Annotated in this window: 15 protein-coding genes; 8 read left to right on the top strand and 7 right to left on the bottom strand. The window is 63.8% G+C overall.

The features are described from left to right. Window positions 1–78: 78 nt before the first annotated feature. Entirely contained in the window at window positions 79–1,587 is a 1,509-nt protein-coding gene (locus tag Q0687_RS28735) for a YncE family protein (protein WP_298884711.1), read from the top strand. Between the two features lie 206 nt (window positions 1,588–1,793). After that, a complete protein-coding gene (locus Q0687_RS28730; RefSeq protein WP_298884708.1) occupies window positions 1,794–2,012 on the top strand; it encodes a hypothetical protein in 219 nt (72 codons plus the stop codon). Window positions 2,013–2,024: 12 nt separating this feature from the next. Here Q0687_RS28730 and tgt read toward each other — a convergent pair whose 3' ends face one another. Then, complete coding sequence (gene tgt / locus Q0687_RS28725) at window positions 2,025–3,173, bottom strand: tRNA guanosine(34) transglycosylase Tgt (RefSeq protein ID WP_298884705.1); 1,149 nt, start codon at window positions 3,171–3,173, stop codon at window positions 2,025–2,027. Between the two features lie 255 nt (window positions 3,174–3,428). Here tgt and Q0687_RS28720 point away from each other — a divergent pair, with 255 nt between their 5' ends. The 4 genes from Q0687_RS28720 to Q0687_RS28705 all read left to right on the top strand — a co-directional run bounded on the left by Q0687_RS28720 (window position 3,429) and on the right by Q0687_RS28705 (window position 7,599). Further along, on the top strand, window positions 3,429–4,550 hold the full coding sequence (locus tag Q0687_RS28720; RefSeq protein WP_298884702.1) for a patatin-like phospholipase family protein: 1,122 nt from the start codon (window positions 3,429–3,431) through the stop codon (window positions 4,548–4,550). Window positions 4,551–4,709: 159 nt separating this feature from the next. Further along, on the top strand, window positions 4,710–5,456 hold the full coding sequence (locus Q0687_RS28715; RefSeq protein ID WP_298884699.1) for a TetR/AcrR family transcriptional regulator: 747 nt from the start codon (window positions 4,710–4,712) through the stop codon (window positions 5,454–5,456). A gap of 270 nt (window positions 5,457–5,726) precedes the next feature. Continuing rightward, a complete protein-coding gene (locus tag Q0687_RS28710; RefSeq protein WP_363324011.1) occupies window positions 5,727–6,332 on the top strand; it encodes a PepSY domain-containing protein in 606 nt (201 codons plus the stop codon). A gap of 229 nt (window positions 6,333–6,561) precedes the next feature. Next, window positions 6,562–7,599, top strand: a complete 1,038-nt coding sequence (locus Q0687_RS28705; protein ID WP_298884693.1) for an aspartate-semialdehyde dehydrogenase — start codon at window positions 6,562–6,564, stop codon at window positions 7,597–7,599. Between the two features lie 52 nt (window positions 7,600–7,651). Here Q0687_RS28705 and Q0687_RS28700 read toward each other — a convergent pair whose 3' ends face one another. The 6 genes from Q0687_RS28700 to coaD form a co-directional block, all read right to left on the bottom strand. After that, complete coding sequence (locus Q0687_RS28700; protein WP_298884690.1) at window positions 7,652–7,882, bottom strand: hypothetical protein; 231 nt, start codon at window positions 7,880–7,882, stop codon at window positions 7,652–7,654. A 73-nt stretch (window positions 7,883–7,955) separates the two neighbouring features. Then, entirely contained in the window at window positions 7,956–9,065 is a 1,110-nt protein-coding gene (queA, locus tag Q0687_RS28695) for a tRNA preQ1(34) S-adenosylmethionine ribosyltransferase-isomerase QueA (protein WP_298884688.1), read from the bottom strand. 102 nt (window positions 9,066–9,167) lie between these two features. Further along, window positions 9,168–9,632, bottom strand: coding sequence for a peptidylprolyl isomerase (locus tag Q0687_RS28690; RefSeq protein WP_128951691.1), 465 nt, complete (start codon window positions 9,630–9,632; stop codon window positions 9,168–9,170). Next, on the bottom strand, window positions 9,629–10,039 hold the full coding sequence (locus tag Q0687_RS28685) for a hypothetical protein (RefSeq protein ID WP_298884684.1): 411 nt from the start codon (window positions 10,037–10,039) through the stop codon (window positions 9,629–9,631). Before Q0687_RS28685 ends, Q0687_RS28690 begins: the two co-directional genes overlap by 4 nt. A gap of 8 nt (window positions 10,040–10,047) precedes the next feature. After that, entirely contained in the window at window positions 10,048–10,623 is a 576-nt protein-coding gene (locus Q0687_RS28680) for a peptidylprolyl isomerase (RefSeq protein WP_298884682.1), read from the bottom strand. A 41-nt stretch (window positions 10,624–10,664) separates the two neighbouring features. Next, window positions 10,665–11,159 carry a pantetheine-phosphate adenylyltransferase gene (gene coaD, locus Q0687_RS28675; protein WP_298884678.1) on the bottom strand — a complete coding sequence of 165 codons (495 nt, stop codon included), beginning with the start codon at window positions 11,157–11,159 and terminating at the stop codon, window positions 10,665–10,667. Between the two features lie 258 nt (window positions 11,160–11,417). On the opposite strand from coaD, the gene Q0687_RS28670 reads away from it, so the two are divergent. Together Q0687_RS28670 and Q0687_RS28665 are read left to right on the top strand one after the other, a co-directional pair. Then, a complete protein-coding gene (locus tag Q0687_RS28670) occupies window positions 11,418–11,675 on the top strand; it encodes a hypothetical protein (protein WP_298884675.1) in 258 nt (85 codons plus the stop codon). A 193-nt stretch (window positions 11,676–11,868) separates the two neighbouring features. After that, complete coding sequence (locus tag Q0687_RS28665; RefSeq protein WP_298884714.1) at window positions 11,869–13,722, top strand: KUP/HAK/KT family potassium transporter; 1,854 nt, start codon at window positions 11,869–11,871, stop codon at window positions 13,720–13,722. Window positions 13,723–13,782: the final 60 nt, after the last annotated feature.

Genomic DNA, 13,782 nt, shown 5'->3' with positions numbered 1-13,782 from the left:
CGAATCAACTCCGTGCGACGGAATCAGAGATCGCTAATTAGGTACAGACCCTAGTGCGCAAATAAGGGAGACCGCGTCATGAAGCGAATTCTCGCGCTCACAATTTCGCTTGGCATGTTCGGTTTCTCGACCCTACCGGCCTGGAGCGGACAGGCGCCGGGCGCCTCGACCGCAGCCGACATTCCTGTCAGCCATCACGACCGGGTCTATGCCGCCGAGCAATTCTCCAACACGGTCTCGGTCACCGATCCCGCCGACAACAAGCTTCTCGGCGTCATCAGGCTCGGCGCGCCGTCGCCGGCCAATTTCAGCCCGCTCTATCGGGGACAGCTCCTGGTCCACGGCATGGGATTTTCGCCCGACCACCGCACCCTGGCCGTGATCTCGATCGGATCCAACTCCGTCACCTTCATCGACACCGCGACCAACATGGTCAAACACACGACCTATGTCGGCCGCTCGCCGCACGAAGCCTTCTTCACGCCCGACGGCAAGGAAGTCTGGGTCACCGTACGTGGCGAGAATTACGTTTCCGTGCTCGACCCCGTCAGTTTCGAAGAGAAGACGCGGATCGCGCTCGCGAACGGACCCGGGATGCAGATCTTCTCGCCCGACGGCAGATACGGCTATGTCTGCTCCTCGTTCGTCCCGGAAATCGCGGTCATCTCCGTAGCCGATCATTCCATCGTGGGAAAGGTCGCGCAGGCGAGCCCATTCTGTCCCGATCTCGCAGCCACGCCTGATGGCGCGCAAGTCTGGTTCACCCTGAAGGATATCGGCAAGGCTCAGGTCTTCGACGCCCGCCCTCCCTTCAACCTGCTCAAGACGCTTGATACGGGGCCGATCACCAATCACGTCAACATCGTCCGCAACGCCAATGGCCAGTTCGCCTACATCACCGTCGGCGGTCTGAACGAAATCCAAGTCTACCGCACCGATGACTTCAGCAAGGTCGCCACCATTCCGGTCGGCAAGTTGCCACATGGCATCTGGCCATCCGGCGATGGCTCTCGCGTCTATGTCGGATTGGAGAATGACGACCAACTCACCGCCATCGACACGCTGACGAACAAGGTCATTGCCAACATTCCAATCGGCCAGGCGCCTCAGGCCGTCGCCTATGTGCCCGATGCCGTGCCGACGGTACGCGAGTCCGGAAACGGCGCCATGACCGTCATGGACGAGGCAACGAGTTCTGAAGCCACGAATTTGCAGCAGCTCGGCGTTGCCGGCGCGGTCGCGCATTTCGCCATGGCGCCGGTTGGGCCCGTTGCGGAGAGCACGAAGGCCCTGACCAGCGTCAGTCTGTTCGACCAGGGCCTGTCGCAGGTGTTGCAGGCCGCGGCAACCGGGCTCGAACCCAAACACACTTACGTGTTGGCGCTCGCCACCCATCCCGACGGTAGCGGTAAGCTCGAGCCACTGGCTGCCTTCATGACCAACCCGGCGGGATCGGCGATCGTCAATGCGCTTGGACCCATCCGTCAAATTGTGCAGAGCGAGACGCCGGATTCGCGCCGTTATCTCGTGATCGCCCCCGGCTCAATGACCGAAGTTGGAAAGCCGGTGCAGGTGCAGGCGCCGTAAGCAGCTTGGTGCGACATCTGATCAACCCGACGTCATCTTTGCTATCGCAATGCACACTGTTGTTTGCATTGCGATAGACTGGGAACAAGCGCAGAGAAGGTGCCGAAGCAGAAGCAATTACGAAAAATCAACGCATTCGTGTTGCGACCTCGTCAACTGATTCTGCTTATGTTAGACTCAAGTCTAGAAGCAGGGAGGTCACCACGATGTCAGCAGTCGCTGAAGTGTTGTCGACCGTCGCGCCGAGGCGCGATCCGCGTTGTAGCGAGTTGCCCACCTGTCCCGTCTGCGCCGATTCCATGGTTGCCGCTGAAGCCTCCGCCTACGTCTCGGACCACGTGATCTCGTATCTCTGGACCTGCGACAATTGCGGCTACGGTTTCGTGACCAAGCATGCCGTCAAGCAGCGGATCGTCTGCAACTGACCTTTGATCGACCTAGCGCGGGGCGATATCGCCCCTCGCCCAGTCCTCGCGCGTACGCCGATAGAACTCGTCAAATGTTCCGTGTGCGATCGCGTCCCTGATGCCCTGCATCAGGAACTGGTAGTAGGCGATATTGATTTCGGACAGCAGCATCGCCCCGAGCGTCTCGCCCGCCTTGACGAGATGGTGCAGATAGGCGCGCGCATAGTTGCGCGCCGACGGCCATGAGCTTTCTTCGTCGAGCGGACGCGGATCGTCGGCGTGGCGGGCGTTGCGCAAATTCACCTGCCCGAAACGCGTGAAGGCGACGCCGTGACGGCCGTTGCGAGTCGGCATCACGCAATCGAACATGTCGACGCCGCGCTTCACGGCCTCGAGGATGTCGTCGGGCGTGCCGACGCCCATCAGGTAACGCGGCCGATCGGTCGGTAGTCTCGGCGCGGTTTCGTCGATCATCGCCAGCATCACGTCCTGCGGCTCACCCACGGCGAGGCCGCCGATCGCATAGCCGTGGAAGCCGATCTCGACGAGGCCTTGCGCGCTGGCATGGCGCAGCTGCGGCACGTCGCCACCCTGGACGATGCCGAACAGCATGTAGCCGTCCGGCGCGCTCTCGAAGGCACGCTTGCTGCGTTCGGCCCAGCGCAGCGACAGCCGCATCGCGCGCTCGATGTCGTCGCGCTCGGCCGGCAACCGCACGCATTCGTCCATCTGCATCGCAATGTCGGAGCCGAGGAAGCGCTGCACCTCGATCGAGCGCTCCGGCGACAGCTCGACCTTGGCGCCGTCGATATGCGAGCGGAACGTCACGGCCTGCTCGCTGACCTTGCGCAAATCTGCCAGCGACATCACCTGGAAGCCGCCGGAATCCGTCAGCATCGGCCCGTTCCAGCCCGTGAACCGCTGCAATCCGCCGAGCGCGTGGATGCGCTCCGCGCCGGGGCGCAGCATCAGATGGTAGGTGTTGCCCAGCACGATATCGGCGCCGGCATCGCGCACCTCGCGCCAGTGCATGCCCTTCATGGCGCCGGCGGTGCCGACAGGCATGAAGGCCGGGGTCCGCACCACGCCGTGGGGCGTGGTCAGGCGGCCAGTGCGCGCGGCACCATCGGTGGCGAGCAGTTCGAAATGATTGGGGAGCGCGGTATCAGCAAGACTCATGGCGGTGCTTATTGCGTGTCGGGCGAGCCCGATCAACCCGCTCAATGCCCCAGACTGGGACAGCGTTGACATAGGCGTGATGACACAGATGCTTGCTAAACGAAACGATACAGTGTAGTTTCTTCTTAGGGGCTGGACGAGACGCCGCGGCGAATGGCCGGCGGCCGTAAATGCGTGATCGCCAGCCACCGACCGATGCCCCTCCCCACATGTTCGACGAAGGTTTCCAGCCGCTCTGGTGGCCGGAGCAAGCGCATGCGCGACCGCCTGATCAGGTCGCTGGTCGTGGCGTCCAGCCTGGCGCTCGCCGCCTGCACCTCGATCCCGCGCACGCCCTATACGGCGGCCGAGGCAAGCAGCTCGCGCGTGCTCGATATCGAAGGCCTCAGGCGCTACGCCGACGAGCCCGTCACCAAGTTCAGCTTCGAGCAGGACAAGGCGGCCGGGAGCCGAACCTATCTGGCGCTCTCGGGCGGCGGCGCCGATGGCGCCTACGGCGTCGGCGTGCTGAATGGCTGGAGCGCCGCGCGCAACCGCCCGACCTTCTCCGTCGTCTCCGGAGTGAGCACCGGCGGCCTGATCGCGCCGTTTGCCTTCCTCGGATCGCAATATGACGACACGCTGCGCGAACTCTACACCAGCGGCATCGCCGAGAGCCTCTTGAACGATCCCAGCATCATCCGCGTGCTGTTCGGCTCCGGCCTGTTCGGCAATACGCGGCTGCGCGAGCTGGTGGCGCGCTATGTCGGGCCCGAGATCCTGGCACAGGTCGCGCGCGAGAACGCCAAGGGCCGGCGGCTACTGGTGGTTACGACCGATCTCGATACCCAGCGCACCGCGATCTGGGACATGGGCAAGATCGCCGCAGTCGGCACGCCCGAGGCGCTCAAGCTGTTTCGTGACGTGATGGCGGCCTCCGCCAGCATTCCCCTGGTGTTTCCGCCGATCCTGATCGAGGCCGAAGGCCAGGGGCGCAGGTTTCAGGAGATGCATGTCGATGGCGGCGTGACGGCTCCGGTGCTGACATTGCCCGAAGCGTTGCTGTTGCAGGGACGCCTGCCCGGCAACGCGAAGATGGACATCTACATTCTCGTCAACAAGAAGATCGAACGCAACTTCGAGCTGGTCGCCAACAGCACGATCGATGTCGCCTCACGCAGCCTGTCCTCGATCACGCAATCGCAGACGCGCTCGATCATCTTCTCGACCTACGATTTCGCCCAGCGCAACCATCTCGGCTTCCATCTCTCCTACATCGAGCGTGACTATCCGGCGCCGCCGTCCGAAGGCTTCGACACCGGCTATATGCGGGCGCTCTACCAATTCGGATACGAGAAAGCGGCCGGCGGCCAGGCCTGGACCTCGCGGATGCCGTGACATCCGCGTCGCGGAACGGCGGTGGTGGAAGACCGTTGACGATAAGGCCAATCCGGCCAGATTCGCGATGACGCCCCGGCTGCTGCGCGTTATAGATCAATGACGTCAGGCACGACCGCGCCGGAATCATTCGGCATATCATTGGGCATATCACCGGGCATGGGATTGGCTGCGACCAAGGCAAAGACGGCAACTCCGCGCCGCGAGGTGCTGAAATCGCGCGGCGGCCGGCCGACCAAGAGCGCCGCGATCGAGCGCGATCAGCGGCTGATCGAGGTCGCCACCCGCCTGTTTCTCGATCGCGGCTTTGACGCGACCTCGCTCGATGCGGTGGCCGAGGCCGCGCGGGTCAGCAAGCCCACTGTCTATTCTCGTTACGGCGACAAGCGCGGCCTGTTTGCCGCCGTTCTCCGCCGCGAGATCGCGCGCTGGCTTGCGCCGCTGTCTGCTGCGGCGGAAACCCAGCTCAGCAGTGGCTCCGATATCCCGGTCGAACAGCGGCTGGTCGAGATCGGGCGCGAGATGCTGACCTTCACTTGCGGCCCCGACGCGGTGGCGTTCAGCCGCATGATGACGGCACAGGCCATCAACTTCCCCGACGTCGCCAAGCTCGGCAAGGAAGAGGGCTGGCTGAAGGCCGTCGCCACCACCGCCCGCTTCTTCGATCATCTGGTGGCGCAGGGCGCGCTGGATGTCGACGACACCACGATCGCAGCCGAAGTGTTCCTCGACGTCGTCGTCGGCCACACCCACCGCATGGCGACGTTCGGAACGCCGATGGAGCTGAAGGCCGCCGAGAAGCGGATGCGCGCGGCCATCAAGCTGTTCCTCTCAGGCGCGATCGGTCCTGCCGACCGCATCCAGAGCGCACCAAAGGCCGCGCAGCGCCGCCGCTCCTCCCGCTGACATTTCCGTGAGACCAGTGATTTGTCCCCTGGGCACGGCGGCCGCTGCGTTGACCGAAATAAAACGATACGGTATGGTTTTGTTTATAGAGCGATGCGGGCCACTTTTCTTCACCAGCCCCAAAAGAGGTCCGGATCGCTTTGATCGCCGCGACGGGTGCAGCCCGCTAGCGACGTTCCGCGGCCGGCCGACGCCCAAGGTCGGCCGCGATTTCTTTACGAACATCCGGCAGAATTGCTCGCCGAGACCTGCCGGCCGAAGGTTTGGACCATGAGCGCGACGAGATCAGGCGTGTACGGCTTGCTGGCGATCGCCCTGTCGGGGCTGCTCATCGCAGCGCCCGTTCGCGCGACCATCTCGGCAGGCAGCACGCCCGCCACCCTTCACGGCGAGACAGATGGGGACACCGCGGCGGATCGCCAGGCCGTCAGCCGCGAGATCGAGCGCTTCCGATCCTCGTCGATCTCGATCAGCCAGGCGATGGCGATCGCGGAAGCCCGTCATGCCGGCGCGACCACCGCGGACATCAGCTTCGACGGCGGCTCGGGCGTACCTGTGTACCGGGTCAAGACCCTCCACAACGACCGGATCTGGCGGTCCACGATCAATGCAGCAACCGGCGAGGTCATCGGCGGCGAAGCCGCCCTGCCCCTCACGGAACTTGATCACGACGATCGCAGTAACCTCGCCGCGCTCGGCACCATCAGGCATAGCCTCGCCGATGCGGTCCGCGTCGCCGAACAGGCGGCATCCGGCAAGGCCATCAGCGGCGGGCTGGTGCGCGAAGACGGCCGGCTCAATTTCGCGATCGTCGTCATCAGCGGCGACGATCTCAAGGAAGTCCTGCTCGAGCCGCCGGGCGTGCGAGGCAAATAACGCCGGTCACAATCCCGCCGAAAATCCATTGACGGGCGCAAAACTCTCCCGCATAAGTCGCCGCCATGTTCACGACCACCAAACGCACGACCAAAACCACCACGGCCTTCGGGGCCCGGGGAGGCGTGCGCGCATAGTCGTCGACTAAACGCATCAAGCTCTACCGAAGCCCCGCCCCAGATGGTCCGGGGCTTTTTTGTTGCCTGAATCTCAGCTCAAGCGAAATGCAATGGAGGACAAAGTGAGTAACGATCCCGTCGTCGCGATTGTCGGCGTCACCGGTGCGGTGGGCGCCGAATTCATCGCCACCATGGACAAGCGCGGCTTTCGCGTCGGCAAGCTCAAGGCGCTCGCCAGCGCCCGCTCCGCCGGCAAGACGGTGTCGTTCCGCGGCCAGAACGTCGTCATCGAGGAGCTGACTGAGCGCTCGTTCGACGGGGTCGACATCGCGCTGTTCTCCGCCGGCAGCGGCATTTCCAAGAAGTTCGCGCCTTTAGCGGTCAAGGCCGGCGCCGTCGTCGTCGACAATTCCTCCGCCTTCCGCATGGACCCGAATGTGCCGCTGGTCATCCCCGAGGTGAATGGCAATCGCATCCGCGACCACAAGGGCATCATCGCCAACCCGAACTGCGCCGCGATCACCGCGTTGGTGCCGCTCTGGCCGATCCATCAGAAGAACCGCATCAAGCGCGTCATCATCTCGACCTACCAGGCGGCCTCGGGCGCAGGTGCCGCCGCGATGGACGAGCTGGTTGAATCCACCCGCGCAAATCTCAACGGTCAGGTCTATACGCCCAAGGTGATGCCGCACCCCTACGCGTTCAATCTCTTCAACCACAATACGGCCATCGACCCCGAGACCGGCTACAACGACGAAGAGACCAAGGTCATCAAGGAGACTCGCAAGATCTTCGAGGACGAGAAGATCGCCATCGGCGTCACCTGCGTTCGCGTGCCGGTGCTGCGCGCACACTGCGAGGCCATCACCTTCGAATGCGAGAAGCCGATCAGCGAGGACCAGGTCCGCGCCATCATGGCGCAGGCGCCCGGTGTGAAGGTCGTCGACGACCGCGCGAAGAACTACTTCCCGATGCCGATCGACGCCTCGGGCCAGGACGACGTCCTGGTTGGCCGCATCCGCAAGGACCTCAGCGACCCCTCAGGCCATTCGATCTCGATGTTCGTGGCCGCTGATCAACTGCTCAAGGGCGCCGCGCTGAACGCGGTGCAGATTGCGGAACTGTTGCCGCAGCGGGTGATGGCGTAACGGAAGTACTCGGGGTGGGCAAAAGCGCGCGAGCGCCGCGCCCACCTTCAGGCTACTTCACGGGCGGATCTTTACGGTCCCAGGGACGCTTGCCGTTCACATCCCTGTCCCAGGGCCGCGCCTCCGAGCTGGCGTTCGCCTCGGCCTTCCTATCTCTTTCGCGATCTGCCTTGATCTGCTCACGGAGCGAAGGATCGGTTGGCGGGATTGCCGTCCCGGCAAAGGTTTGGGCGATACAAGGAGAGACGGTGATGAAAAGCGCGACGAAAAATGATTTTTTCATCACCGCTTGTAGCACAACCTGGAGATCGATCCGCGTGGTTTGTAACCTGGCGGCTGGACAAAACGACGCGGGGCTATGCGTTCACGACGGCGTTACAACGTTGAACGTTGATCTCTTGTCCGCGAAAGAGCAGGCACGCGTCGCCGTAGGAGTAAAACCGGTACTCGTTCGCGATAGCGTGCGCATAGGCCTGCTTCATCGTATCCAGGCCGGCAAAGGCCGACACCAGCATGAACAGCGTCGACTTCGGCAGGTGGAAATTCGTCATCAGGACATCGACGGCGCGAAAGCGATAGCCCGGGGTGATGAAGATCGAGGTCTCGGCCGCGAACGGCTGGATGATACCGTCCTCGTTGGCTGCGCTCTCCAGCAAGCGCAATGACGTGGTGCCGACGGCAACGACGCGCCCGCCATTCTTTCGCGCTGTGTTAAGCTGCTCAGCCGTCTCGGCGGAGATCGTGCCCCACTCGGCATGCATCTTGTGACCGTCGGTGTCGTCGACCTTCACCGGCAGGAAGGTCCCTGCCCCGACATGCAGCGTGACACGGTTGATCCCAACGCCCCGCGCTTGCAGCGCCTGCTCCAACGCCGGCGTGAAATGCAGCCCCGCGGTGGGCGCTGCGACTGCGCCTTCATTCGCCGCGAACATGGTCTGATAGTCGGCGAGATCCTGATCGTCAGGCGTTCGCTTGGACGCGATGTAGGGCGGCAGCGGCGGACTGCCGAGATCCGCGATGGCTTGATCCAGCGCCGGGCCGTGGAACGAGAATGAAAGCGTCACCTCGCCTTCCGCGCCCTTGGCCTCGACCTCGGCATCGAGATGGCCGAGCAGGCAGACCTTGCCCTCATTGCCGAAGCGGATGCGATCGCCGGCGACAAGCTTCTTCGCGGGCTTCACCAATGCCTGCCAGCGCGAGCCGTCGAGGCGCTTGATCAGCGTCGCCTCGATCTTCGGCTCAGTCTCGCGGCCGATGCGGCGGCCCTTCAGCTGCGCCGCGATCACCTTGGTGTCGTTGACGACGATCTGGTCGCCCGGCTTCAGCCATTGCGGCAGATCCGCAATGGTCTGGTCGCGCAACGCGCCGTTCTCGACGACCAGCATTTTTGCGGAGTCGCGCGGACTGGCCGGGCGCAAGGCGATGCGCTCCGGCGGCAGGTCGAAATCGAAGAGGTCAGTGCGCATTCCTCAGTACCACCGTCATTCCGGGGCGATGCGCAGCATCGACCCCGGAATCTCGAGATTCCGGATTCGCGCTACGCGCGCTCCGGAATGACCGCTAATCGGTCACTCCTTGTCGGCCGCCATCCGCGCCTTGACGATCTTGTCCGGATTCTGCACCGGCTCGCCGCGCTTGATCTTGTCGACGTTCTCCATGCCCTCGGTGACCTTGCCCCACACCGTGTACTGGTTGTCGAGGAAGCGGGCGTCGTCGAAGCAGATGAAGAACTGACTGTCGCCGGAATCGGGGCTGGCGGCGCGCGCCATCGAGGTGGTGCCGCGCACATGCGGCTCCTTGTTGAACTCGGCCTTCAGCTTCTTGCCCGAGCCGCCGGTGCCGGTGCCGTGCGGGCAGCCGGTCTGTGCCATGAAGCCCTCGATCACGCGATGGAACACGATGCCGTCGTAGAAGCCCTCGCGGACTAGCTCCTTGATGCGCGCGACATGACCGGGCGCGAGGTCCGGGCGCATCTCGATGGTCACGGGGCCCTGCGTGGTCTCGAGGATCAATGTGTTTTCGGTGACGCTCATGCTCGTCTCTCTTGCGTTGGAGGTGAAGTTTTCCGATTGCGGAACTGGATCGCGAATGGACGTCCCGCGGCGGCGCCGGCCATTGCATCGGTAAATGGCACCGGCGTGCAGCGTTGCAACGCCTCCATCACCGCGATCCGGTATTGCAGCCGGTCATTGTCGGAGGCCTCCGCGGATTCATGGGTAATCCTCGGATGGCCCAGAATGTTTCCGGACCGGTTAAAGCTCACCACGACGGTGATGTCGAGTGGGCGAGCCTTGGCCGGCGGTGGCGGCTTCCAGCAGCTCCGCAAGTGCTGGAAGACGTCCTGGATGGTGTTGACAGGTGCGTCCTGTGCGGCCGCACCTGAGATGCCGAATAGCAGCGCCGCGGCAGCGAACAGGAGTCTGTCGCCGCGGCGCGCCATGAGCTCTCCTACTTGATGTCGGAGGCGACCTGCACCTTCACCATCTTGTCAGGGTCGGTGACGGTGCCGCTCGGCGAGCCGGCTGGTGCCTTCTTCAGCTTGTCGACGACGTCCATGCCCTGCACGACCTCGCCGACCACGGTGTACTGGCCATCGAGGCTGCCGCCATCGGCGAACATGATGAAGAACTGCGAGTTGGCGGTATCAACGCTGTCGCCGCGCCGCGCCATACCGACGATGCCGCGGGCGAAGTGAACCTTGGAGAACTCCTGCTTCAGGTTCGGATATTTCGAGCCGCCGGTGCCGTTGCCATTCTGACCGTCCCCGGTCTGAGCCATGAAGCCGTCCATGACGCGGTGGAACGGCACGTTGTTGTAGAAGCCCTCGCGCGCGAGCTGCTTGAGGCGCTCGGCGTGCTGTGGCGCCAGGTCAGTCCTGAGCTTGATGACGATGCGGCCCTTGGTGGTGTCGATGACGAGCGCATTGGCCTTGTCCAGATTGGCCGGCAGCTGCTGCGCGATCGCCGGGACCGCGCCAACGAGCGCGAAAAACATCGTGGCAAGAATTGCGAAACGCCGATTCATGAAAACTCCGGATCAGATGAGATGAAGAAGCGCGCCGTTTTTCAGGCGAATTTGGCCTTGAGCAGGGATGCAACAAGCGGCGGCACGAAGGACGAAACATCTCCGCCCATGCCAGCGATTTGGCGCACCAGTGTGGCGTTGATCGGGCGGACCATCGGGGATGCCGGCAGGAAGACCGTATGCACCTCCGGCGCCATGGCGTCGTTCATGCCGGCAAGCTTCATTTCGTAATCGAGGTCGGTGCCGTCGCGCAAACCTCTGATCATGATGGTCGCGCCATGCTTGCGGGCGGCAGCCACCGAGAGGTCGTCGAAGGTGGCGGTCTCCAGCGTACAGCCCGCCTGGGCCGCCACCGGCCCGCAGACATCATGCAGCATTTTCAGCCGCTCCTCGGTCGAGAACAGCGGCTTCTTGCCGGGATGAACGCCGATCGCGACAACAAGCCTGTCGCACAGGGGGACGGCATGCCGGACCACGTCCAGATGGCCGTTGGTGATGGGGTCGAAGGAACCTGGGTAAAAGGCAATGCGCGGCATGGCTCCGTCCTACCCCGCCCGGCCCTGCCCGGCAAGCCGGGCCGGTTCCTTGTCTATTCCTGCCGATTTTTTCGCCATTCCGCGTCGGAACGCCCCGGTTTGTTTCGTCCTCGGGGCATCCACGACACAAAACGGGGCGCGCACGAAACCATTTCCGGCATCGGCGAAGACGTCCGGAAACTGGCCATGGTTACTAATCCAGCCAACGAACGACGGGCCGCACATTGGGCGTAGCGGCCGCATCACAGGGGACAGTCAATGATCAAGGCTCTTTCGGCGATCGCTCTTGCTGCGTGTGTTGCTGCAGCCCTCACCCTCCTGCCCGGTTTTGCTCCCACCGTTGAAGCGAGCGTGCCGCAGCCGCTTGCCAAGAGCGACCGGCTCGACATCAAGGCCATCGGCAGGGATTGCTCGCAGCAGGCCTGGCCGAACTTCGAGGCCTCCTGCCTGCGTCACGCCGGCACCAAGGCTGACGTCCGCATTGCTCGGCTCGTGACTGCGGACCGCACCCCGTAGGCGAGCTGTCAGCTTGGCGTCACGATCGCCGAGTTAAACCCCATGGCAATTTGCGACGTCTCGTCGCAGACTGTCTGATGCCCGCGCTCCCCGGAATGGCCCGATGGGTGTGGTCCCATCGAGGGGTTTGCAATTGTCCAGTACGCCTGCAGTCGCCTCCGGCCATCAACATCCCAATCCGCTGCCGCTTGCGATGACCATGGGCGCCCTCGGGGTGGTCTATGGCGATATCGGCACGAGTCCCCTTTATGCCCTGAAGGAAGCCGCCAAGGCGGCCGCTCATGGCGGCACAGTGACACAAGACGCCGTCCTCGGCGTTGCCTCGCTGATCCTGTGGGCGCTGCTGCTGATTATCTCACTGAAATATGCGTTGCTGATCCTGCGCGCGGACAACCGCGGTGAAGGCGGCATCGTTGCGCTGCTGGCTCTGCTGCATGCCCGTCACGCGCAAACGGGCACCTGGCGCGCCCATCTGCTGGTGGTCGGCCTGGTCGGCGCTGCGCTGCTCTATGGGGACGGCGCAATCACGCCGGCCATCTCGGTGCTATCAGCCATCGAAGGTCTCAAGGTCGACGCCCCGTCGCTCTCACCGGTCGTGGTGCCGCTGACCATCGCCATCCTGGTCGGCCTGTTCGTGATGCAGAAGCAAGGCACCGGCTTCATCGGCCGCATCTTCGGACCGGTCATGCTGGCCTGGTTCGTCGTGCTGGCCGCGCTCGGCATCCACGGCATTCTCAAGGCCCCCGCCGTGCTTGCGGCGCTCAGCCCGTTCTATGCCCTGGACTTCCTGATCCACCAGGACTTCCAGGTCTCCTTCGCGATCCTGGGCGCCGCCTTCCTCGCGGTCACCGGCGGTGAGGCCATGTATGCCGACATGGGGCATTTCGGCCGCTTGCCGATCCGACTCGCCTGGTTCGCGATCTGCCTGCCGGCGCTGGTGCTGAACTATTTCGGCCAGGCCGCACTGCTGATCACCGATCCTTCGACGATCGAGAATCCGTTCTTCCAGCTCTGCCCCGACTTCCTGCATTACGGCCTCGTGGCGTTCTCGGCCGTTGCGACCGTGATCGCCTCGCAAGCGATCATCTCCGGCGTGTTCTCGCTGACCCAGCAGTCGATCCAGCTCGGCTTCCTGCCGCGCATGCAGATCCGGCACACCACGAGCGATGCGATCGGCCAGATCTACGTGCCGCTGGTGAACTGGCTGCTTGCCGCGGCGACGCTTGGCGCGGTGCTGAGCTTCGGCACCTCGGACGCGCTCGCCGGCGCCTACGGCATCGCGGTGTCGCTCCTGATGGCGATCACCACCCTGCTTGCTGCCCTGGTCGCGATCCAGTGGGGCTATTCGCCGTGGCTCGTGGTGGTCGTGAACGGCTTCTTCTTCGTGATCGATGTGATCTTCTTCTCCGCCAACTCGATCAAGCTGTTCGAGGGCGGCTGGTTTCCGCTGCTGCTCGCCGGCCTCGTCGCCTTCCTGATGCTGACCTGGCGCGCCGGCGTGAGGCTCGTCGAAGCTGCGCGCGCAAAGCTGCGTCAGCCCGAGGAGGACCTGATCGAGACTGCGGTCAACAAATGCAGCGCGCGCCTGCCCGGCACCGCCGTGTTCCTGGCCTCGGCCCCCAAAGGCGTGCCCCTGGCGCTGACGCAATTCGTCAAGCACAACCACGTGCTGCATGAGCGCATCATCCTTGTCACCGTGCTGATCGAGGAATTGCCGCACATTGACGATCAGGACCGCGCCGAGGTGATCGAGATCATTCCCGGCATCACCCGCGTGATCCTGCATTACGGCTTCATGCAGAACCCGACGATCTATGAGGGGCTGACGCTCGCCTGCCGCCAGGGCAAGCTGCCCGGCATCGACCTCGCCGACATCACCTATTATGTCGGCCGCGAGACCATTATCCCGCGCGAGGACATCCCGGGCATGTGGGTCTGGCGCGAAGGCCTGTTCGCCTTCCTCCAGCGCAACGCCGAGCGCTCGGCCGCGTTCTTCGGGGTGCCGACCAAGCAGGTGGTGGAGTTCGGCACGGAGCTGGAGATCTAGGGAAGTTCGTAGATGGGGTAACGGGTCCCCTGGGGCCTTCCAACCAAGCCGCGCTAGCTA

It is taken from the genome of uncultured Bradyrhizobium sp. (assembly GCF_936928535.1).
GTDB lineage: Bacteria > Pseudomonadota > Alphaproteobacteria > Rhizobiales > Xanthobacteraceae > Bradyrhizobium.
Note: the sequence above shows the minus strand (reverse complement) of the source record. Positions and strands in the feature narration are given on the sequence as shown.